The following is a 21,142-nucleotide window of genomic DNA, read 5'->3' on the forward strand; positions in this document are numbered from 1 at the left end:
ATACAAGCTCCTTATAGGTTACTTCAACTACGCCATGCGGACGCGAACGACGCCGTTCTTGCCGCCGGGGATGGCGCCCTTGACGAGGATGAGGTTCTGTTCCTCGTCGATGCGGACGACTTCCAGGTTTTTCACGGTCACGGTGTCGACGCCCATGTGGCCCGGGAGCTTGACTCCCTTGAACACGCGGGACGGCGTGGCGCACTGGCCGACCGAACCGGGAGCGCGATGGAAGTGCGCACCGTGGCCGCCCGGGCCGCCGCGATGGCCGTAGCGCTTCATGACGCCGGCGAAGCCCTTACCCTTGGACGTGCCGGTCACGTCGACCTTCTTCGTCTCGGCGAACGCGGCGACCGTCTGCTCGTCGCCCACGTTGTACTCGCCGGCGTTCTCGACGCGCACCTCGCGCAGGTAGCGCGTGGGAGCCGCGCCCTGCTTGGCGAAGTGGCCGGCCATCGGCTTGTTGACCTTCTTCTCCTTGATGGCGCCGAAGCCCAGCTGCACGGCCTCGTAGCCGTCGCTGTCCTTCGTCTTGACCTGGCAGACCTTGTTCGGCTCGGCCTGGATCACCGTCACGGGGATGACGCGGTCGTCCTCGCTGAAGATCTGGGTCATGCCGATTTTCTTACCATAGATGGCGTTGATCATATCGCACATCCCCCTTTACAGCTTGATCTCGATGTCGACGCCGGCAGGGAGATCGAGGCGCATCAGGGAATCGACCGTGTTCGGGGTCGGCTCCAGGATGTCGATGAGACGCTTGTGCGTGCGCATCTCGAACTGCTCGCGCGAATCCTTGTCGACGTGCGGGCCCTTGACGACGCAGTACAGGTTGCGCTCCGTCGGCAGCGGAATGGGACCGGACACTTTGGCACCCGTCTTCTGCGCGGTATCGACGATGAGCTTCGTGGACTGGTCCACGATCTCATGATCGTACCCCTTCAAGCGGATGCGAATCTTTTGATTAGCCACTTACTTTACCTCCGTTATGCTCGCGCGCACGCCCTAGGCGTTGCCGCCGGCCTTGCTGATAATTTCCTCTGCCACGTTCTTCGGAACTGCCTCGTACGAATCGAACTGCATCGTGTACGAAGCGCGACCCTGCGTCGTGGAGCGCAGGTCGGTGGCATAGCCGAACATCTCGGACAGCGGAACCTTCGCCTTGATGGTCTTGGCGTTGCCGCGGTCGCCCATGCCCTGGATCTGGCCACGACGGCTGGACAGGTTGCCCATGACGTCGCCCATGTACTCCTCGGGCGTCTCGACCTCAACGGCCATCATCGGCTCGAGAATGACCGGAGCGGCCTTCTTGAGCGCGGCCTTGACCGCCATGGAACCGGCGACCTTGAACGCCGCCTCGGAGGAGTCGACGTCGTGGTAGGAACCGTCGACGAGCTCGACCTTGATGTCCACAACCGGGTAGCCCGCGAGCACGCCCGAGTTGATGGCTTCCTGGATGCCGCGGTCGATCGGGGTGATGTACTCCTTGGGGACGACGCCGCCCACGATCTTGTTCTCGAACTCGTAGCCCTTGCCGGCCTCCTGGGGAAGCAGGTTGATGACCGCGTGGCCGTACTGGCCGCGACCGCCGGACTGGCGCACGAACTTGCCCTCGACGTTGTCGACTTCCTTCGTGGCCGTCTCGCGGTACGCAACCTGCGGCTTGCCCACGTTGGCCTCGACCTTGAACTCGCGCAGCAGGCGGTCGACGATGATCTCGAGGTGCAGCTCGCCCATGCCGGCGATGATCGTCTGGCCGGTCTCCTGGTTGGTGGACACGCGGAACGTCGGGTCCTCCTCGGCGAGCTTCTGCAGCGCGATGCCCATCTTGTCCTGCTCGGCCTTCGTCTTCGGCTCGACGGCGATGTCGATAACCGGCTCGGCGAATTCCATGGACTCGAGGATGATCGGGTGCTTCTCGTCGCACAGCGTGTCGCCGGTCGAGGTGTCCTTGAGGCCCACGACGGCGACGATGTCGCCCGCGGCGCAGCCGTCGATGTCGACGCGCTGGTTCGAGTGCATCTGCAGCAGACGGCCGATGCGCTCCTTCTTGTCCTTCGACGCGTTCTTCACGTAGGAGCCCGAGTCGAGCTGGCCCGAGTACACGCGGAGGTAGGTGAGCTTGCCCACGAACGGGTCCGTCATGATCTTGAAGGCCAGGGCCGAGAACGGCGCCTTCACGTCGGAGGGACGCTCGTCTTCCTCGCCCGTGTCCGGGTTCGTGCCCTTGATGGCCGGCACGTCGATCGGGGACGGCATATAGTCCACCACGGCGTCGAGCAGCTCCTGCACGCCCTTGTTCTTGTAGGACGAGCCCACGAACACGGGGTGGATCTGGCAGGCGATGGTGCCCTTGCGGATGGCGGCCTTCAGCTCGTCGACCGTCACCTCTTCCTCCATGAGGATCTTCTCCATGAGATCGTCGTCGCAGTCAGCGGCAGCCTCAAGCAGCTCCTGATGGCGCAGCTCGGCCTCCTCGGCGAACTCGGCCGGGATGGCGTCCATGGGCTCGGGGTAGGTCATACCCTTCTCGTCGGCCTTGAAGTCCCATGCGGTCATGGTGACGAGGTCGATGACGCCCCAGAAGTTGTCCTCGGCGCCCATGGGCATCTGCGCGGCGACGGCCGGCGCGCCCAGGCGATCCTTCATGGTGTCGATGGCGTGGAAGAAGTCGGCGCCCACGCGGTCGTACTTGTTGATGTAGGCGATGCGGGGCACGCCGTAACGGCTGGCCTGGCGCCACACCGTCTCGGACTGCGGCTGCACGCCGGCCACGGCGTCGAACACCGCGACCGCGCCGTCGAGCACGCGCAGAGAGCGCTCGACCTCGGCCGTGAAGTCCACGTGGCCCGGGGTGTCGATGATCTGGAAACGGTACTCTTTGCCGTCGTCCGCGCCACCGGGGTAGTTCCAGAAGCACGTCGTAGCGGCGGCGGTGATGGTCACGCCGCGCTCCTGCTCCTGCACCATCCAGTCCATCGTCGCGGCGCCGTCGTGCACCTCGCCGATCTTGTGGGTCTTGCCCGTGTAGTAGAGGATGCGCTCGGTCGTCGTCGTCTTGCCCGCGTCGATGTGGGCCATGATGCCGATGTTGCGCGTATCCTTCAGTTCCAGTTTAGCCATGAGTCGAGTCCTCCTTTAGAAGCGGTAGTGCGAGAACGCACGGTTCGACTCGGCCATCTTGTACAGGTCCTCGCGCTTCTTCACCGACGCGCCGGTGTTCTCGGCGGCGTCCATGATCTCGGCGGCGAGGCGCTCCTTCATCGTGTGCTCCTTGCGCTTGCGCGAGAAGTCGACGATCCAACGGATAGCAAGCGTGGTGGCACGACGGGAGTTGACCTCCATCGGCACCTGGTAGGTGGCGCCGCCGACACGCTTCGGCTTGACTTCGAGCGTGGGGCGGACGTTGTCCATGGCCTTCTTGAACACGGACAGCGGATCGCCGCCGGTCTTCTCCTCGACGATGGCGAAGGCGCCGTAGACGATGTTCTCGGCGGTGGCCTTCTTGCCGTCAAGCAGGATCTTGTTGATCAGCTGCGTGACGAGGCGGTTGTTGTACTGGGCGTCCGGCTGAACTTCTCGACGGACTGCTGCTGCACGACGCGGCATGTGTTCTCCTTCTGGGTCCTGCGCGCTTCGGAACGGCTTTCTCTCCGTTCATTAGACCGCCCGCCAGCCCCCTTTGGGCTTCGACGGTTGATGCGGCCCGCGCGTCTTAGCGGGTGTTACTTCGGGCGCTTGGCACCGTAGCGGCTGCGAGCCTGCTTGCGGTTGTCCACGGCGGCGCAGTCGAGCGCGGCGCGGATGACCTTGTAGCGCACACCGGGGAGGTCCTTCACGCGGCCGCCGCGCAGCAGCACCATGGAGTGCTCCTGGAGGTTGTGGCCGACGCCCGGGATGTAGGCGGTCACTTCCATGCCGTTGACGAGGCGCACGCGGCAGACCTTGCGAAGGGCCGAGTTCGGCTTCTTCGGCGTGGTCGTGAACACGCGGGTGCACACACCGCGCTTCTGCGGGTTGCCCTTGAGGGCAGGCGTCTTGCTCTTGTCGACCGCCTGCTTGCGGCCCTTGCGGACCAACTGGTTAATGGTAGGCAAAGCTTCTCTCCTTTTACCTCTTGCTTGTCCGAGCGCCTAGTACCGCTAGACGCCCGCTTGAACACCGTTTCCAAGTGCGTTCAGCTGGTACGCACACGAAAACTATCGCCTCCTGAGAGACGCGAAGGTGAACTCTACCATCGGCCATCAGGGTTGTCAAACGCCACGCACCCGGGAGTATCTACACCTCTTGACATCCGTATCCGCAGGTGGAATGCGGATACATGGCGAATCGTCGACGAAAAGTTCACCGTTTCTCAAAGAATCAAGAAGTTTTTTTGCCGAGCAGCGAGCGCGCTTGATCGTGGCGATGCAGTAATCCAGCCAAACGTTTGGCGAGCCCTCCCGCCCCGTTTCCGTGCAGTTCTCACCCAAATGGTGCGGTTTTGCGGCACCTGCGGCGGCGCAAGCCCGGAAGGCCGATGCCGCGTCCCGTTCGACCGTGCGCCAAAAAAGCGGGGATCAGAACGGATGTTTCACGTGAAACGCGTTCGCAGGGACGCGCGGCGATCAGTCTTCCTCGCATGCCTCGTCGGCGCGGGCAACGAGGTCGATCAGCTCGGATTTGGCGTGGACGTCGAGCTTCTGGTAGATGTGGCGCCGATGGGTGATGGCCGTGCCCTCGGAGATGAACAGCTCTTCCTGCACCCTCCCCAATCCGTGGCCCTTCGCCAAGATGCGCAGCACGTCGGACTCCCGGCTGGTAAGCCCGTAGCACCGTGAAACGAGCGCCGCCTTCTCCTCCAGAAAGGAATCGCTCTCCGTCGTCGACCCCGTCGCCACCGCGGCTTTCCTGAATATCCGGACGAGCCCGCCCTTCGTCACCACGATGTTCGTCCCGAGAAGCCCGAGCACCATGGCGAGGATCGCCGTGATCTTGATGAAGTAGTTCGTCGTGGGGCCGACCGCCTCGATCACGCCGGCGAGGCAATAGCCGACCGCCGCGCCGCCGCACAGCCCCCCGACCCCGACGGATGCCATGACGTATACCGGCGCGTGCAGCACGTCGGCCGCTTCGCGCAAGACGCCCGGCGCGATGGTGCAAAAGCACCACAGCGCCAACGTCGAGAAGCAGAGCGCGAACTTGACGGAGAAATCGGTTCCCGTGTCGAACGGGTAAAACGCGACGATCAGCGGAACGGCCACGAAGCGCAAGGCGAACAGGAAGTCCCACGAAGAGCGCACGACGCGGACGAGGACGAGGAACACCACCGCGGCAAGCACGCCCGCGTACCCGTACGCCCACGTGAACGTACTCGCGCGGCCGTGCGGGGCGATGACGAACTGCATGATCATCATCGCGAACAGGAACCCGAAACAGCCCATCGCCGCCCCGACGCGCACATACGCGGAACCGACCCCCTTCTGAGGGGCCGGCGATTCGACGACGTCGCCCCGGCTGGCCGCAAGCACGAAGCAGAGCGCAGACGAGACGGCCAGCGCCATCGTCGCCCCCAGCAGAAGCGCGTTCGCCCCCACCGCCTGCGCGAAAGCGGCCAAGGAACAGCACCCCAGGACGACCGCGACGCTGCTGCCCGCCTGCGCGGGACCGGGAAGGCGGGCGATCGCCGAGCTCCACACGAGCGCCATAAGGCCGTTGCCCGCCCCCAGCAACGCTCCGGACAGGGAGAACAGGAACGCCACGCGATCGGGCGCCATGCCGTCGAGCAAATGCAGCAGCAGGGCGCCGATGCAGGAGAAAGCCGCGCCCGCCAGCACGCCGTACGTTCCCTTCGAGGGCTGGCTTCGCATGCGCAGAACCGCGAACAGGGCCGAGACGACGGCAAGGGACGCGAGATACGACAGCAGCAGCGGGGCAAGCTCGTCGATGGAGAACGCGGACGAGCGGTACTTGTCGGCGACGAGCCCGACGGCCGGCATCCACGCCTGAGCGCCGACCAGGCCGACAACGCACCACACCGGCATCCACGCCGTCGCGCGCCGGGCACCGCCCTCGCTCCCCGAGCCAACGGCGGATCCCTTGGCGACGCGGGCCGTGCCCGCGCGTTTCGCATTCCCCATGATCTCCCCTTTCGAGCCGCCGCAAGAGGCAACCGCTCGCATCCATCCCCCTTCAGTATAGCAACATTCGCTTGGGCGACCTGGGCAGATCATGGTTGCCGGCTTCGCGACGAGACACCTCTCATCAGGCGATTCATCCGAAATAGATGATAGCCGCTCCGGAAAATCATCCCAAGCAGCAACGCGGAGCATCGCTTTCGGATGATGCGAAGGCCCGGCTGCCGGTCGAAACTCTCGCCATCGCATTCAAGCACCGCGGCCACTGCGGAAGAAGTGGCAGTCATCATGCAAGGGGGCAAACATGCAACAACAAAACACGCTGAAGCGGGGCGTCGCGACCGTCGCGTCGATCGTCATCCTTGTTTCGGTGTGCCTCGCGGGCTGCGCACCGCAGGCTTCGACGGATCCATCGGAATCCTCAGGCGAAGCCGAAGCCGCAACCACCATCGCAACGGGCGACTTCGCCTTCTCGGCCGAGGCCGACTGCGCCGTCTGCCACACCGTGGAAGGCGACTCCTTCAGCGACAGCGCATGCGCGGCATCCAACCATGCGGCGCTCACGTGCACCACGTGCCACAGCGATGTCGACGGCCTGGCCTCCCCGCACGACGGCGTCGCCTACGGAGACAAGGGGGCAAAACGCCTCAAGACGACCGACGTCGCAGAATCCACCTGCCAAGCCGAAGCCTGCCACGGCAGCTACGAGACGCTGGCCGAGAAGACCTCGTCGAGCACGCTGCTCACCGACAGCAACGGCACCGTCGTGAATCCGCACGACCTGCCCGAGAACGCAGACCACGAGACCGTCACCTGCGGCAGCTGCCACGACATGCACGCTTCCGACGACATCGCCGAAACGGCCCAGAAAGCCTGCATCAGCTGCCACCACATGGGCATCTACGAGTGCAACACCTGCCACGACTAACCGAAGGCGCCGCCCGATCACCCTTCGACCCCCTCCCTCATTCGGAGCGGCGATCGGGCGCGGCCGCTTTCTTTCGGTACCGTCCGCCGAGCACGAAGGCGGATGCAAGCGAACCGCTACAACAAGGAGGCATCATGCAAGAAGGAATCTCAAGGCGCAGCTTTCTCAAGGGATCGGCGCTCGCCGCAGCAGGCGCCGCGGGAGCTACGGCGCTTTCGGGCTGCACGGCGCAGGCCGAGGAGGCGACGCCCAGCTGGATGCCCGCGACCTGGGACTACGAGACGGACGTCCTGGTGATCGGGTACGGCGGAGCCGGGCTCTGGGCCGGCATCACGGCCTACGACGAAGGATCGCAGGTGCTGTTCCTCGAGAAGGCCCCGTTCCGCGGAGGCGGCTCGTCGTCCATCAACATGGGGCAGTGGACCGCTCCCCACGATGCCGACGCGGCAGCGCAGTTCGCGTTCGAGGCGTTCCACGGCCAGACGCCGCTGGAGGTCTGCCAGGCATGGGCTGACGAAGCCGTGCAGAATCCCGATTACGCCGACGAGTACGGCCTCGAATACACGCTGGGCGAGACGCCGCGTGCCGAGTACGACATCTTCACCGGATACGAGGAGATGTACGTCGGTGCGGGAACGGGCTACGGCAAGGCGTTCTTCGAAGCCATGGACCAGCATCGTCAGGACCGCGGCATCGACGTGGTGTTCGACTGCCACGACGAGGAGCTCATCCAGAACCCCGAGACGAACGAGATCGTCGGATGCTACACGCTGATCGGCGACGACGCCGAGAAGAAGGCCGTGAAGGCCTCCAAGGGCGTCATCCTGTGCACCGGAGGGTTCGAGTTCAACGAAGAGCTGCAGGCCAAGTATCTGAAATGCTACCCGATGCGCGGATTCTACGGCTGGAAGTACAACGAGGGCGACGGCATCAAGATCGCCCAGAAGGTGGGCGCCGACCTCTGGCACATGCAGCAGGTGTGCGGCGGCGACGATGCCTGGTTCGACGATCCGGAAATCGTCCCCGGCGGCGTTTCGGTGTCCAGCCCCACGCCGAACTACATCAAGGTGAACCGGCTGGGCGAGCGCTGGGGCGAGAAGGACACGTCGAGCCCGCACGGCGGGTGGAAACCCTACGCCAACTTCAACGAGGAGATCTGCGACTTCGACCGCATCCCCTCCTGGTACGTCTTCGACCAGACGTCGTTCGAGGGCGGCAGCTGGGGCGGCATGGTCGGCGGCGCCGCGAAGGAGAACGGCGGCATGGGGATCGGCTACATGACCGAGGGCCTCGACCCCGAGCTGGGCGGATGGGAAGGCTGGTCGGCCGACAACGCATGGGAGCTCGAGCGCGGATGGATCACGCAGGGAGCAACGCTCGACGAGCTGGCCGCGAACCTCGCCAAGAGCAAGTGGGACGACAAGATGGACGCGGATAAGCTGAAGGCCTCCGTCGAGCGCTGGAACGAGCTGGTGGACAAGGGAGTCGACGAGGACTTCGGGCGCGAGGAGATGGGCAAGATCGAGACCGGCCCCTTCTACGCCATCCCCCTCTACCCCGGCATCTGCAACACCATCGGCGGCGCGCGCCGCAACGAGCACGCCAACGTCGTGGACCCGGACGGCGAGCCTATCCCGCGCCTGTACTCGGCGGGCTCGTTCGGCAACATGAACGGCCACACGTATGCGATCACCGGCGGCAACGGTTCGGAGAACTGGTGCGTCGGGCGCATCGCAGGACGCAGCGCCGCCGCGCTTTCGGCATGGGACGCCGCCGAGGGCAAGTAGGCACGGTCGAACGGCCCGGCAGCTTCGCGCCGCACAGACGGCAGCGATGCTGCCGGGCATCCGAGGAAAGGCAGCTCATGACCGCATACGAATTCTCCGTCCCCTTCAACGGGGACCCCGGGACGCTCGATGCGCTTCTGAAACTCCGAGGTCGCGATGGCAACGCGATCCGCGAGGTGTACCTGAACGCGCCGCAATCGGTGACCGGATCGGGACGCGTGGGGGCCGAAACGACGGAACGCGCGTTCGTCGAGACCGTCGAGCGCATCCACGACGGCGGCGTGCGAGCGGACATCACGATGAACTCGACGTGCGAAGGCGCGGAATGGTACGACCGGGAAACCGTGAGCCGGCAGGTGGGCTTCGTCCGGCGCATGCACGAGGAGCGCGGCGTGGAGGCGGTGACGCTCGCGAACCCGTTTTTGATCGAGCGCGTGCGGGACGCGTGCCCCGCCATCGAGATCAGCGCCTCGGTGCTGGCCGACATCGACTGCTTTTCCCGTGCGGAAGCGTATGCGCGCGCCGGCGCGAGCACCGTGACGGTGGACACGAGCGCGAACAAGGACCTCAAGCTGCTGCGCCAGATGACCGATCGACTGGGCGTGGAGGTCAAGCTCATGGTGAACGAAGGGTGCCTGGACAAGTGCCCGTACCGGAAGTTCCACATGAACTATATCTCGCACAAATCGAGGGAGACGGCCTCGGAAGGCACGGCGTTCTCGTTCGCCTGCGGAGACATCATCCTGCGCGATCCGGGCCAGGTGTTCAAATCGAACTGGGTGCGCCCGGAAGACCTGGTACGCTACGAGAAGATCACCCGCTTCTTCAAGATCGTCGGGCGCGATATGCTGCCGAGCAAGGTCCTGCGCTGCACGCAAGCCTATCTCGACGAGTCTTACGAGGGCAACCTGTTCGACATCCTGTGCAGCAGCATCGGCTTCTACGGCATCGAGCACAGCGCGCACGTGGACAACAAGGCGCTCGACCGAACCTCCCACTTCAAGCGGACCTCGACGTGCAATCGGCGTTGCCACACGTGCACGTACTGCGACGATCTGGCCCGCGATCTGCTGGGATACGGCTGGGTTACCCGCGAGAACCTGGAAGACCTGGGGCGCTACGGAACCATCGCGGCCATCGAGGCGCGGTTCGGCGGGCGCTATCCCCGCTGCCCCGCGTTCGCCGAACGGCCGACCGAGACACCGACCGAGACAAGGAGGAACCATGACACGGCAGATCAGAACCTGGCACGAGCGTGAAGGGGCCGAGGGAGAGCCGCGATGCTGGGACGTGCGCATCAACGGCGCACCCGTTCCCGGAGGGTGCATCGTGCAAACGGACGACGGGGCGTTCGAGGTGCGCTACCCCCGTCTGGCGACCCGCACCGTCCCGACGCTCGAGGAGGCGAAGCGGCGCATCGAGTTGGCCCCGCCCATCACGAGGCCCGGCATGGCGGTGGGCAAACTGCTCGACGATGCCGACGAGGACGATCTCATATCCCCCGACGAGGCGGGCGAGCTGCTGGGCTTGAGCCGCTTCCGCGTCAACGCCATGGTGGCCAACGGGGTGCTGGCCGGCACGCGCCAGGACGGACGCGTCCTCGTCAGCCGCGCGTCCGTCGAGGCGCGGCGCGCCCGCACGGCAACCGACGGCCCCACAGGACGCTTCGCCCGCGCATTCGTGGAGTATTGGGCTGACGAGCCCGACGGGACGCCCGTCATCCTGGAGGTGGACGTCGAAGACGCGCGCGAATACGAGGAGGCGAAGCGCTTCGTGCAGGCGGTCGTCGATGGCGAGGAACCGGGGCGCGTCGAGGTGCTCGACTACCGTCGTGCCATGGCGCGCTGCACGCGGGCGAAACGATCGGAGAACGGGCTTTCCGGGCCGATCCCGTTCAAATCGTTCGAGGCGGCGCGGGCGGGCGCACTTCCGCAGGCTTAGACCCGGGAACGCGCGCCGCGCGCCTTCCCCCTACTCGACGCCTTCGGCTATGAGGGCCTCGACGAGGCGGGCGGTGCCCTCGAGGTCGGCGACGGCGATGTGCTCGTCGGCGGAGTGGAAGCTGGCCATGCCCACGCCCAGGGTGATGGGGCGCACGCCGCAGGCGGCCAGGACGTTCGCGTCCGAGCCGCCGCCGGAGCGGTGGAATCGCGGCTCGAGGCCGGCCGCGCGGGCGGCGCGGGCGATGGCCTGCACGAGCTCGTCCTCCTCGTCGAACAGCACGGCGTCGTAGCTCTTCGTCCACGCGACGTCCACCGTGCCGCCGAAGCGCGCCGCCGCGGCTTCGAGCGCCTCGGTCATGGCCGCCTTCTGGGCCTCGGCGCGCTCGGCGTACAGCGAGCGGCACTCCCCCGCCAGCGTGCAGGCGTCCGGCACGACGTTCGTCGCGCCGCCGCCCTCCATGAACCCGACGTTGGCCGTGGTGGCCTCGTCGAGGCGGCCGAGCGGCATGGCGGCGACGGCCGCGGCCGCCATCGCGATGGCCGAGACGCCTTCCTCGGGGCACACGCCCGCGTGCGCGGCACGGCCCGCGAACGCGGCGTTGAACGTCCAGTGGCACGGCGCGCCCGTGATGACGGTGCCGGGCGCGCCGTCGGCGTCGAGCACGTAGCAGGGCGCGCCCGCGGGCAGCAGGCCGTCGGCCAGCGCGCTCGAACCCAGCAGGTGCTGCTCCTCGCAGGTGGTGAACAGCACGGTGACGTCGGGGCGCGGGGCGTCGGCCTCCAGCACCGAGCGCACGCCTTCGAGGATAGCCGCCACGCCGGCCTTGTCGTCGGCCGACAGGATGGTGTCGCCCGCCGAGCGCACGATGCCGTCGACGACCACGGGCTCGATGCCCGCGCACGGCTGCACGGTGTCCATATGCGCCGAGAACACCACGTGCCCCGCCCGCGTGCCCGGAAGATGCGCGACGAGGTTGCCGGTGTCGGAGCCCACGCGGGCGGCCGAGTCGTCGAAGCGCACCTCGAAGCCGAGGGAGCGCAGCTCGTCGGCGCAGCGGGCGGCCATCGCGGCCTCGTGGAACGACGGGCTTTCGATACGGACGAGTTCGCAGAACAGGTCGAGCAGACGATTCGCTTGCATGGATGGTCCTTCCTTCAGCCGCCAAGCAAAACGCTTGGCAACGACGATGCGTTCGGTTACCGAAAGCCATTATAATCAGCAGCAGCACCATACTCGCGAGAACCCCGGCAACGGGGCCACGCGATCCGTACCGCGAAATCGAGGGAGGTTCCGAGTGCAGGACATCATCAAATCCTGTCGAAGCTATCGCCGTTTCGACGAAAGCGACCGCATCGATCGCAAGCTGCTCGCCGCGTGGGTGGACGCCGCGCGGCTGGTGGCTTCAAGCGGCAACGCGCAACCGCTGCGCTACGCCATCGTCAGCGACGAGCGCGCCTGCGAGCGCGTGTTCTCGTGCTGCGCGTGGGCGAAGGCCCTGCCCGACTGGCCGGGGCCCGAGCCGGGCGAGCGGCCGAGCGCCTACATCGTGGTGTGCCGCGACAACGAGCGCACGCTGGCCGACACCTTCACCGCCTGGGACGAGGGCATCGCCGCGCAGACCGTCATGCTGCAGGCCGTCGAGGCCGGCTTCGGCGGCTGCATCGTCGCATCGTTCAAGAAGCGCAGCCTGACCGAGGCGCTGGGGATCGACGCGGAGCGCTTCCAGCCCGATCTCGTGCTGGCGCTGGGCAAGCCCGTCGAAGACGTGCGTATCGTCGATCTTCCGGCCGGCGGCGCCACCGAGTACTGGCGCGACGGGGCGGGCGTGCACTACGTGCCGAAGCGCGCCCTCTCCGACGTGCTGCTGTAGCGCGCACGCGGCCCGCGGCGCTTCGGCGTCGCGGGCCTTAAGCCTCGACGCGCTCGAACTCGATGCGGCGCTGCGCATCGAGACGGCGGTTGCGGAAGTACACGAACCAGTTGACGCCGATGCACGCGATGTTGAGCAGGTACACGGCCAGCACCCAGTTCACCGAGCCGGACACGAACTTCGCCGCGATGCCGGCCACGTAGCCCGCCGTGATGAGCGCGATGAACTGCCAGCTGGATCCGGCCGCCGTGCCCGCCTTGTAATTCTTGTACGCGTTGAGCGGCCACGACAATCCGAAACACACGAGCATCGCCGCTTCCAAGAGCTCTGCCACGAGCCTATCATCTCCTTTATCGTGCCGGGTCGCATCTCGACCGCCGGCCTCGCCGTACCGCAACGTCCACCACCCTACGCGCTCGTCCCTGCGTTGTCCAATATGAATTCATGTTTAAATGATATGATGAACCTTATGGATAAGGGTCCGGGCGGACGACGATCGGGAGGATCGCGGTGGAACTGCAGCAGCTCAGGTACTTCGACGAGGTGGCGCGCACCCAGCACGTGACGAACAGCGCGAAGAAGCTCAACGTGGCCCAGCCCGCGCTCACCCAGTCCATCCGCCGGCTCGAGCGCGAGCTGGGCGTGACGCTGTTCGAGCGCGTCGGGCGCAACGTGCGGCTGACCGCGTGCGGCGCGGCGCTCCAGAAGCGCATCGCGCCGCTGCTGGCCGCCCTCGACGAGCTGCCGGAGGAGCTGGCGGTGGTGGCCGGCCGCGAGCAGGCCGCCGTGCACCTCGCCATCGAGTCGGCCTCGGCCCTGGCGGTGGACGCCATCGCGGCGTACCGCGCCTCCCACCCCGACGCGCGCTTCGTGGTGGCGCAGGAAACCGCCGCGCGCCGCTGGGACCTGCGCATCCGCACCGTGCGCGCAGACGGCGCGGCCACGGGCGCCCGCCGCTTCACCGAGCGCATCGGCATCGCCGTGCCCGCCGAGCGCGCCGCGGGCGGGCCGCTCGCGCTGACCGATCTCGAGGGCGAGCCCTTCATCTGCCTCGCGGGCAGCCGCACGTTCCGCGCGGTGTGCGACGAGGCATGTGCGCAGGCGGGGTTCGCGCCGCGCGTGGCGTTCGAGAGCGACAGCCCCGCCGTGGTGAAGAGCATGATCGGGCTGGGGCTGGGCGTGGGGTTCTGGCCCGAGCGCAGCTGGGGCAGCCTCGAGGACAGCAGCGCCACGCTGACGGCCATCGCCGACGCCCCGTTCGCGCGCACCATCGAGATCGAGCCGGCACACGGCCCTCTCAGCAAAGAAGCCGCGGCATTCCACGGCTTCCTCGTCTCTCGGTTCGAAGCGCGCTGGCGCGAGCCCTCGCCCCTACGCGCCTAGGATGCGCGCCGCCACCTGCTTCTTGCGGCTGAGGACGCCGGGCATCCACGTGCCGCCCTCGCCCGTGCACTCGATGCCGAACACGCGGTTGACGATGCGGCGGTTGCCCTCGCACAAGAACTGGCTGCCCTCGGCCACGATGTCGGTGACGAGCAGCAGCACGAATTCGTAGCCGTGATCCTCCCGAAGGCGGCGCATGTGCGCGCGGATCTCGTCCTCGCGCTTCATGACGGCGGGCAGGTCCACCGTCTCGTGCTGCGCGATGAGCACGGTGGAGTCGCCGATCTGGAACTCCTTGGAGTCGGCCCCCACGAGCTTGGACACGGGCATGTCGTCCTCGCCGCCGCGGCACTTGAACACGGACAGGCCGAACTCGATGGGATCGACGCCCGCGATTCCGGCCAGGTACTCGACCTGCTCGCGATCGACGTAGGTGGCGGTGGGCGACTTGAGGATGACGGTGTCGGTCATGATGGCGGACAGCAGCACGCTCGCGATGGCGGGCGGCAGCTCCACGTCGTGACGGCGGAACTCCATCGCCACGATGGTGGCGGTTGAACCCACCGGCAGGTTGAGGAACTTGATGGGGTTCGCCGTCATCACGTCGGCGATGCGATGATGGTCGACGATCTCGACGACTTCGGCCTCCTCGATGCCGTTGACCGCCTGGCGTATCTCGTTGTGGTCGACGAGCACCACCTTGCGCTTCGGGCGCACGGTCACGTCCGAGCGCGTGACGATGCCGATGGCGCGCCCCTCGTCGTCGAGCACGACGGCCTCGCGCAACGCGCTAGCCATGAGGTCCTCGACGGCCTCTTTCAACAGGCCGTCCTTGCTGAGCACGAGCACGTCGGTTTCCGTGATGTCCTCCACCCTCTGCCCCAGCGAGGCGATGAGGTCGCTCGCGACGGCCATCTCGTTCGAGCCGCCTTCCTCGAGCGCGTCGGTGGCGGTGATGTAGCGCTCGGCGATCATGCGCGTGGTGATGAGGCCGCGGTACGAGCCGTCGTCGTTCGTCACGACGAGCGCGCGCACGTTGTGCTGGCGCAGCAGGCGCCCCGCCTCGAGCAAGGTGGCGTCGTGGCCGATGGAGATGGGATCGGGCGTCATGACATCGGACACGCGCGCGTACACGTTGGCGATGATGTCGGGGGCGGGGATGCCGTTCCTCTCGAGGATCCAGGCGGTCTCCGGCGGCAGGGGGCCGAGGCGGACGGGACGGTAGACGCGGGACGCCTCTTCGGGATCCTGCGACCGGCGGGCAAGCTCGTTCTTCAGATACGCGTAGCCCACCGCTGCGCTGATCGCATCGTTGTCCGGGTTCTTATGGCCCACGACGATGATCGGTGCCGACATTGCTGTACTCCTTATCCGAGGGCGCTCACGCGCGGCGCCCCGCTCACGTTGCAGTCATGCGGATGCTCGCTGCGCCCCCGATGCGGGGCCGCGCGGCTGCCGAGAACCCCCAGTATAGCGGGACGGGCGAAACGGGTGTCGCCCGATCAGCCGTTTCGGGCGCAAATGTCACGAAAGAGCCAAAAAGCGCCCGCGCGCGACGGCCGCACCCGTCCGTGATACCATAGGCGCGCACGATCCGACCCCGACCATGCGCAGAACCAGCGGAACCGGCAAAGCGAGGAGCGTCCATGAAAACACTCGGCCTCACCGACGTCATCGGCCCCATCATGGTGGGCCCTTCGAGCTCGCACACGGCGGGCGCGCTGCGCATCGCCTACATGGCGCGCCGGCTGTGCCTGGCCGAGCCGAAGACGGTGGAGTTCAGGCTGCTGGGGTCGTTCGCGCACACGCTCACCGGCCACGGCACCGACAAGGCCCTCGTGGCCGGCATGCTGGGGCTGGCCACCGACGATCTGCGCATCCGCGACTCCTTCGACCTTGCGCGCGAGGCGGGGCTCGCGTTCTCGTTCGTCACGCTGCCCGACGCGGAGTACGACCATCCCAACACCATCGACGTCCGCATCGTGGACGCCGCGGGCAACGCGATGGACGTGCGCGGCGAGAGCATCGGCGGCGGCGCGGCCGTCATCCGCAAGATCGACGACATCGACGTGCGCATCACCGGCGAGAGCGCGAGCATCGTCGTGCGGCAGCGCGACGAGAAGGGCGTGCTGGCCCATATCGCGCAGAGCATCAGCGACGAGGGCGTGAACATCGCCACCACGCGCATGTACCGCGAGCGTAAGGGCGACACCGCCTACACCGTGCTGGAGACCGATCAGGCGGTGGGCGCGGAGGCGAAGGCGGCCATCGAGGACCATCCCGCCATCTACGACGTGCGCATCATCCCCGGCGACGCGCGCGCCGACGTCGAGCGCGTCGCCGTGCCCGACGCGGCCGCCGCGCTCCAACGGTTCGCCGAACTGGACTTCGGCAACGGCGCGGCGCTGCTGGCGTACTGCGAGGAGCACGGCGCGACGCTGTCGGAGGCGTTCCTCGCACGCGAGGCGGCGCTGGCCGCGAGCCTCGGCTACGCCGACGGCGCGGCGGCGTACCTGCGCGAGGCGCTGGCCGTGATGAGGTGCGCCGCCCGGCGCCCCATCGACGAGGCGCTGCCCTCGATGGGCGGCCTCATCGGCGGCGAGGCGCGCAAGCTGGCCGACCTGCACGAGCGCGGCGGCGAGCTGTGCGACGACCAGCTGTCGTGCGCCATCGCCTACGCGATGGCGGTGCTCGAGACGAACGCGTCGATGGGCCGCATCGTGGCCGCGCCCACGGCCGGCTCGGCGGGCGTGCTGCCCGGCGTGCTGCTGGCGCTGCAGCGCACGCGCGGCTACGGCGACAACGACCTCGCGCGCGGTCTGGCCGCCGCAGCCGCCATCGGCTACCTCATCACGCGCAACGCCACGGTGTCGGGGGCCGAAGGCGGCTGCCAGGCCGAGGTGGGCTCGGCGGCCGCGATGGCCGCCGCCGCGTCCGTCGAGCTCATGGGCGGCACGCCCGCGCAGTGCTTCGCCGCGGCCAGCAACGCGTTGACGAACATGATGGGCCTCGTGTGCGACCCCATCGCCGGCCTCGTGGAGGAGCCCTGTCAGAAGCGCAACGCCGCCGGAGCCGCCGTCGCGCTGGTCAGCGCGCAGATCGCGCTCGCGGGCATCGGCAACCTCGTCGACTTCGACCAGACGGTGGAGGCCATGCGCAAGGTGGGACGCTCGCTGCCCTTCGAGCTGCGCGAAAGCGCGCTCGGCGGCATCGCCGCCGCGCCGACGGCCTGCGCCTACTGCCCGGACTGCGCCTAGCGCTCGACGGGCGCGCTGCAGGTGATCCCGTCGCCAGCGCACAAAAATCGACGGCGTGCGAGACGTGAGGACGCCAGCTGGCGCGGCACTCGACCCTGCTCACCGGGAGCCATATCGCCGACCTGCGGTTTTCGAAAAACTGGATACAGCGAACCGGAAGATGCCGACCGGAGGTTTCGCACATCGACGCTTTTCGTGCAAGAATCGCCTTTTCCGGTGCAAAACCGCCATTGACGTACAGGGTGACGAGCGCATCCGGGTTCGCGAGACGCCATGGCGGCTTGACGTCAAAGCGGCCTTTACGATACGAGACAAGAAAGCGGCCGCACCTTGGCAGGCACGGCCGCTTTCCCTGTGCGCTATTCCAGCACGAGGTCGGGGAACGCTCCCAGGTCGATGGCCTGGATGGCGAGGCAGCCCGGGCCGCCCTGCGTGATGAACGCGGGGCCCAGCTCGAAGATGCCGCGGCGGCATCCCGGGAAGCGCTCGGCCAGCATCCGCGACGCCTCCTCGGCCTGCGAGGGGTTGTCGGCATGGCTGACGCTGAGGAAGAAGCCTTCGCCCACGCCGCGCGCTTCCAGATCGTCGGCGATGGCGTTGACGGCCTTCGCGAACGAGCGCGCCACCTTCATCTTCTCGAGGCGCGTGCCGTCGTCGGTCTGCTTCATGACGGGGAACGCCTTCACGAGGTGGGCGAACGTGGCCGCGAGCGGCGTGAGGCGCCCGCCGCGGCGCAGGTAGTCGAAATCCTCGGGGATGAGGTAGGAGTGCGCGGTGGCGATCTGGGCGTCCAGCGCCTCGAGGACGGCCGCCGCGTCGAGCCCCTGCCCGGCCAGCTGCACCGCCGTGCAGGCCAGCACCCGATGGGGCACGCACAGCGTGCGCGTGTTCACCACCTGCACGCGCTCGGGATGACGCGCCTGCTTGACCAGGCCGCACGCCACCTCGTAGGCGCCCGACAGGCCGTCGGCCATGGCGAGGTGGATCACCTCGTCGTCGGTATCGTAGGCCGCGAGCGTGAGCGCCGGCGGCGGCGACGCGCTTTGCGGCAACGCGCCCGCGCGCACCTTCGCCAGGAACTCCTCGGCCGAGATGTCCTCGTATTCGAGCCAGGTTTGGCCGTCGATGGCCACGACGAGCGGCAGCACGGTCATGCCGCGCCGCGCACCATCTTCCACGGAGAACATGACGGAAGAATCAGTGACGATCTTCATGGGAACCTCTTTCTCTCGCCAGTGGGACGAAGAGCGCGGGGTTGTGGATCGGTGGTGACCGCACGTCGTCGATGCGTTCATCATGCGGGATAGCGCAGCGCGTTGCAAGAGGTCGAACGAAAGTGGAACCGAAACCGCGAAGAAACGACGAAGCCCGCACCGTGTCCGATGCGGGCTTCGCGCTAGCCGATCTTGACGATGGGCGCGTAGTCCTTGAGGAGCTTCTTGGTTTGGCCGGTCTTGGAGAACTTCACGAACAGCGTGTCGCCGTCCACCTTCGTCACCTTGCCGCGGCCGAACGTCTTGTGGTCCACGGTGTCGCCGGCGGCGAACGTCATCTTCGCTGCCGCCTTCTTCTCGGCGCCGGGGCGCACGTAGGAGCCGCTCACGCGCGCGGCGCGGTCGTCGGTGCGGTTCGTCGGGCCCGACGCGCTCGAGCGCCCGAACACGCGGCCGCCGCCCGCCTCGGTGCCGCTGCCGGCGATGCCCTTGCGGCTGCCGCGCTTCTCCCAGCCGGTGCCGCTGAAGCCGGCCGAGCCGAGGCCGGTGGTCTGGCGCAGCTCGGAGGGGATCTCCTGGACGAACCGGGAGATGGGGTTCGACGACGTCTGGCCGAAGATCTGGCGGGCGTAGGCGCAGGTGAGGAACAGCTTCTTGCGGGCGCGCGTGATGGCCACGTACGCGAGGCGCCGCTCCTCCTCGATGCCGGCCGCGTCGCCCACGCTGTTCATGTGGGGGAACAGCGTCTCCTCCATGCCGGCCACGAACACGCAGTCGAACTCGAGGCCCTTCGACGAGTGCACGGTCATCATGGTGACGGCATGGCCGTCCTCGGCCACCGTGTCGAGGTCGGTGCGCAGGCGCACCCACTCGATGAAGTCAGCCAGCGAGTCGCCGCGCAGGACGCGCACGGGCGAGTCCTCGGACGCCTTCGCGAGCTCGTTCGCGCCCGCGAAGGCGTAGAACGACCCGGCCGGCGCATCCGCCGGCGCAGAGAACGCCGGGGCGGCCTCCTCGTCCGCGAGCTCCGCTCCGCCCGCCGTGGGCGCTTCGTACATCGCGTCCTCGTCCTCGTGGGTTTCGGTGAACTCGTCGACGACGCCGAGGAACTCCTGGATGTTCTCGATGCGGCCGCGCGCCTCGTCGGTGTTCTCGGCCTGCAACGCGCCGATGAGGCCGCTCTTGTCGATGATCATCTCGATGACCTTGCGCAGGTCGCCGCCGTAGGTGCGCGCCTCGTTGATGAGGCCCACGAACTCGCCGATGGCCTGGCGCGCGGACGCGCGCAGCTCGGGGTCGACGATGGCCAGCTCGGCGCCTTCCATGAACGTCATGCCCATCTCGCGGGCGAACTGCTCGATGCGCTCGATGGTGGTCTTGCCGATGCCGCGGCGCGGCACGTTGATGACGCGCTTCGCCGCGATGTCGTCGGCCGGGTTCACCACGAGCGTGAGGTAGGCCATCACGTCGCGGATCTCGGCGCGGTCGAAGAAGCGCGTGCCGCCGACGATGCGGTACGGCACGCCGGCGCGCAGCAGCATGTCTTCGAGCATGCGGCTCTGCGCGTTCGTGCGGTAGAACACGGCCACCTGGTTGTACGACAGCCCCGCCGCGCGCTGCTTCTCGATCTCGCCGGCGATCCAGCGACCCTCGTCGCGCTCGTCGGCGGCCATGTACACCTGGATCTTGTCGCCGTCCTCGGCGCTCGTGAACAGCTTCTTCGCCTTGCGGTGCTGGTTGTTCGCGATGACGGCGTTCGCGGCCGCCAGCACGTTGCCCACGCTGCGGTAGTTCTGCTCGAGCTTCACCGTGTGGGCGCTCGGGTAGTCCTGCTCGAACTCGAGGATGTTGCGCAGGTCGGCGCCGCGCCACGAGTAGATGGACTGGTCGTCGTCGCCCACCACCATGATGTTCTTATGCCCCTCGGCCAGCAGGCCCGTGATGGAGTACTGGGCGTGGTTCGTGTCCTGGTACTCGTCCACCATGATGTAGCGGAAGCGGCTCTGGTAGGCCGACCGCACGTCCTCGTGGTTCTTGAGCAGCAGGAAGGCGTACAGCAAGAGGTCGTCGAAGTCGAAGGCGTTCGCGGCCTTGAGGCGCTCCTGCAGGCGCGCGTACACGCGCGCGGCCACCTTCCCCACCGGGTCGTTGGCCTCCTTCTCGAAGGCGCTCGGCACGATGAGCTCGTTCTTCGCGGCGGAGATGCGGTTCATGAGGGCGTTCACGGGGAAGCGCTTCGGATCGATGTCGAACTCGGCCATGATCTCCTTGTACAGGCGCTTCTGGTCGTCGGTGTCGTAGATGGTGAAGTTGCGGGTGAAGCCCAGCTTCTCGGCGTCGGAGCGCAGCATGCGCACGCACATGCTGTGGAACGTCGACACCCACATGCCGCGGCAACGGGGGCCCACCAGGCCGTTCAGGCGCTCGCGCATCTCGGCGGCCGCCTTGTTCGTGAACGTGATGGCCAGGATCTCCCACGGGGCCACGTCGTGGTTCTCGATGAGGTTCGCGATGCGGTACGTGAGCACGCGCGTCTTGCCCGAGCCGGCGCCCGCGAGCACGAGCAGCGGCCCGTCGATGGTGACGACCGCCTCGCGTTGCGGCCCGTTCAAGCTGTCGATATCGATTGACATATGAGCAGTC

General features: G+C 67.3%; 18 protein-coding genes. 7 read left to right on the forward strand and 11 right to left on the reverse strand.

Annotated features, from left to right (window positions below):
• Positions 1-27: 27 nt before the first annotated feature.
• From rplC to GS424_RS12465, 6 genes are all read right to left on the reverse strand, one after another.
• Positions 28-648 carry a 50S ribosomal protein L3 gene (gene rplC / locus GS424_RS12440; RefSeq protein ID WP_154333774.1) on the reverse strand — a complete coding sequence of 207 codons (621 nt, stop codon included), beginning with the start codon at positions 646-648 and terminating at the stop codon, positions 28-30.
• A 15-nt stretch (positions 649-663) separates the two neighbouring features.
• Entirely contained in the window at positions 664-972 is a 309-nt protein-coding gene (gene rpsJ, locus GS424_RS12445) for a 30S ribosomal protein S10 (RefSeq protein ID WP_009304899.1), read from the reverse strand.
• Between the two features lie 33 nt (positions 973-1,005).
• Positions 1,006-3,123 carry an elongation factor G gene (gene fusA, locus GS424_RS12450; protein ID WP_160942732.1) on the reverse strand — a complete coding sequence of 706 codons (2,118 nt, stop codon included), beginning with the start codon at positions 3,121-3,123 and terminating at the stop codon, positions 1,006-1,008.
• 15 nt (positions 3,124-3,138) lie between these two features.
• Positions 3,139-3,609: a 30S ribosomal protein S7 gene (rpsG, locus tag GS424_RS12455; RefSeq protein WP_035586130.1), complete on the reverse strand. Its 471-nt coding sequence runs from the start codon at positions 3,607-3,609 to the stop codon at positions 3,139-3,141.
• 116 nt (positions 3,610-3,725) lie between these two features.
• Positions 3,726-4,097: a 30S ribosomal protein S12 gene (gene rpsL, locus GS424_RS12460; RefSeq protein ID WP_035586133.1), complete on the reverse strand. Its 372-nt coding sequence runs from the start codon at positions 4,095-4,097 to the stop codon at positions 3,726-3,728.
• Between the two features lie 510 nt (positions 4,098-4,607).
• Positions 4,608-6,119 (reverse strand): response regulator transcription factor, encoded by a 1,512-nt coding sequence (locus GS424_RS12465; RefSeq protein WP_160942731.1) that lies wholly within the window; start codon positions 6,117-6,119, stop codon positions 4,608-4,610.
• Positions 6,120-6,420: 301 nt separating this feature from the next.
• Here GS424_RS12465 and GS424_RS12470 point away from each other — a divergent pair, with 301 nt between their 5' ends.
• The 4 genes from GS424_RS12470 to GS424_RS12485 all read left to right on the forward strand — a co-directional run bounded on the left by GS424_RS12470 (position 6,421) and on the right by GS424_RS12485 (position 10,772).
• Positions 6,421-7,044 (forward strand): hypothetical protein, encoded by a 624-nt coding sequence (locus tag GS424_RS12470; RefSeq protein ID WP_160942730.1) that lies wholly within the window; start codon positions 6,421-6,423, stop codon positions 7,042-7,044.
• A gap of 134 nt (positions 7,045-7,178) precedes the next feature.
• Complete coding sequence (locus GS424_RS12475) at positions 7,179-8,831, forward strand: FAD-dependent oxidoreductase (protein ID WP_160942729.1); 1,653 nt, start codon at positions 7,179-7,181, stop codon at positions 8,829-8,831.
• A 77-nt stretch (positions 8,832-8,908) separates the two neighbouring features.
• Positions 8,909-10,090: a U32 family peptidase gene (locus GS424_RS12480; protein WP_160942728.1), complete on the forward strand. Its 1,182-nt coding sequence runs from the start codon at positions 8,909-8,911 to the stop codon at positions 10,088-10,090.
• Positions 10,056-10,772: a helix-turn-helix domain-containing protein gene (locus GS424_RS12485; RefSeq protein ID WP_160942727.1), complete on the forward strand. Its 717-nt coding sequence runs from the start codon at positions 10,056-10,058 to the stop codon at positions 10,770-10,772. The genes GS424_RS12480 and GS424_RS12485 overlap by 35 nt, the downstream gene beginning before the upstream one ends.
• Before the next feature lie 30 nt (positions 10,773-10,802).
• On the opposite strand, the gene GS424_RS12490 is transcribed toward GS424_RS12485, so the two are convergent.
• A complete protein-coding gene (locus GS424_RS12490; RefSeq protein WP_160942726.1) occupies positions 10,803-11,915 on the reverse strand; it encodes a M20/M25/M40 family metallo-hydrolase in 1,113 nt (370 codons plus the stop codon).
• A 154-nt stretch (positions 11,916-12,069) separates the two neighbouring features.
• Between GS424_RS12490 and GS424_RS12495 the strand changes: the two genes are divergently transcribed.
• Entirely contained in the window at positions 12,070-12,645 is a 576-nt protein-coding gene (locus GS424_RS12495; RefSeq protein WP_160942725.1) for a nitroreductase family protein, read from the forward strand.
• A 37-nt stretch (positions 12,646-12,682) separates the two neighbouring features.
• Here the strand turns inward: GS424_RS12495 and GS424_RS12500 are convergent, their stop codons facing one another.
• Complete coding sequence (locus GS424_RS12500) at positions 12,683-12,979, reverse strand: hypothetical protein (protein ID WP_160942724.1); 297 nt, start codon at positions 12,977-12,979, stop codon at positions 12,683-12,685.
• A 176-nt stretch (positions 12,980-13,155) separates the two neighbouring features.
• Between GS424_RS12500 and GS424_RS12505 the strand changes: the two genes are divergently transcribed.
• Positions 13,156-14,028, forward strand: coding sequence for a LysR family transcriptional regulator (locus GS424_RS12505; protein ID WP_160942723.1), 873 nt, complete (start codon positions 13,156-13,158; stop codon positions 14,026-14,028).
• On the opposite strand, the gene GS424_RS12510 is transcribed toward GS424_RS12505, so the two are convergent.
• Positions 14,017-15,384 carry a putative manganese-dependent inorganic diphosphatase gene (locus GS424_RS12510; protein ID WP_160942722.1) on the reverse strand — a complete coding sequence of 456 codons (1,368 nt, stop codon included), beginning with the start codon at positions 15,382-15,384 and terminating at the stop codon, positions 14,017-14,019. The two genes, GS424_RS12505 and GS424_RS12510, sit on opposite strands and share 12 nt — an antisense overlap.
• Positions 15,385-15,674: 290 nt before the next feature.
• Between GS424_RS12510 and sdaAA the strand changes: the two genes are divergently transcribed.
• A complete protein-coding gene (gene sdaAA, locus GS424_RS12515) occupies positions 15,675-17,285 on the forward strand; it encodes an L-serine ammonia-lyase, iron-sulfur-dependent, subunit alpha (protein ID WP_160942721.1) in 1,611 nt (536 codons plus the stop codon).
• A gap of 359 nt (positions 17,286-17,644) precedes the next feature.
• Here the strand turns inward: sdaAA and GS424_RS12520 are convergent, their stop codons facing one another.
• Both GS424_RS12520 and GS424_RS12525 read right to left on the reverse strand, forming a co-directional pair.
• Entirely contained in the window at positions 17,645-18,499 is an 855-nt protein-coding gene (locus GS424_RS12520; protein WP_035586155.1) for a DegV family protein, read from the reverse strand.
• Between the two features lie 182 nt (positions 18,500-18,681).
• A complete protein-coding gene (locus GS424_RS12525) occupies positions 18,682-21,132 on the reverse strand; it encodes an ATP-dependent helicase (RefSeq protein ID WP_035586157.1) in 2,451 nt (816 codons plus the stop codon).
• Positions 21,133-21,142: the final 10 nt, after the last annotated feature.

The organism is Eggerthella guodeyinii (assembly GCF_009834925.2).
GTDB classification, from domain to species: Bacteria; Actinomycetota; Coriobacteriia; order Coriobacteriales; family Eggerthellaceae; genus Eggerthella; species Eggerthella guodeyinii.

Excerpts from the sequence above, each read along its gene's own strand:
- rplC (WP_154333774.1), bottom strand. The coding sequence starts at position 648 with ATGATCAACGCCATCTATGGTAAGAAAATCGGCATGACCCAGATCTTC.
- fusA (WP_160942732.1), bottom strand. The coding sequence starts at position 3,123 with ATGGCTAAACTGGAACTGAAGGATACGCGCAACATCGGCATCATGGCC.
- rpsG (WP_035586130.1), bottom strand. The coding sequence starts at position 3,609 with ATGCCGCGTCGTGCAGCAGCAGTCCGTCGAGAAGTTCAGCCGGACGCC.
- GS424_RS12465 (WP_160942731.1), bottom strand. The coding sequence starts at position 6,119 with ATGGGGAATGCGAAACGCGCGGGCACGGCCCGCGTCGCCAAGGGATCC.
- GS424_RS12470 (WP_160942730.1), top strand. The coding sequence starts at position 6,421 with ATGCAACAACAAAACACGCTGAAGCGGGGCGTCGCGACCGTCGCGTCG.
- GS424_RS12475 (WP_160942729.1), top strand. The coding sequence starts at position 7,179 with ATGCAAGAAGGAATCTCAAGGCGCAGCTTTCTCAAGGGATCGGCGCTC.
- GS424_RS12480 (WP_160942728.1), top strand. The coding sequence starts at position 8,909 with ATGACCGCATACGAATTCTCCGTCCCCTTCAACGGGGACCCCGGGACG.
- GS424_RS12485 (WP_160942727.1), top strand. The coding sequence starts at position 10,056 with ATGACACGGCAGATCAGAACCTGGCACGAGCGTGAAGGGGCCGAGGGA.
- GS424_RS12490 (WP_160942726.1), bottom strand. The coding sequence starts at position 11,915 with ATGCAAGCGAATCGTCTGCTCGACCTGTTCTGCGAACTCGTCCGTATC.
- GS424_RS12510 (WP_160942722.1), bottom strand. The coding sequence starts at position 15,384 with ATGTCGGCACCGATCATCGTCGTGGGCCATAAGAACCCGGACAACGAT.
- sdaAA (WP_160942721.1), top strand. The coding sequence starts at position 15,675 with ATGAAAACACTCGGCCTCACCGACGTCATCGGCCCCATCATGGTGGGC.
- GS424_RS12520 (WP_035586155.1), bottom strand. The coding sequence starts at position 18,499 with ATGAAGATCGTCACTGATTCTTCCGTCATGTTCTCCGTGGAAGATGGT.
- GS424_RS12525 (WP_035586157.1), bottom strand. The coding sequence starts at position 21,132 with ATGTCAATCGATATCGACAGCTTGAACGGGCCGCAACGCGAGGCGGTC.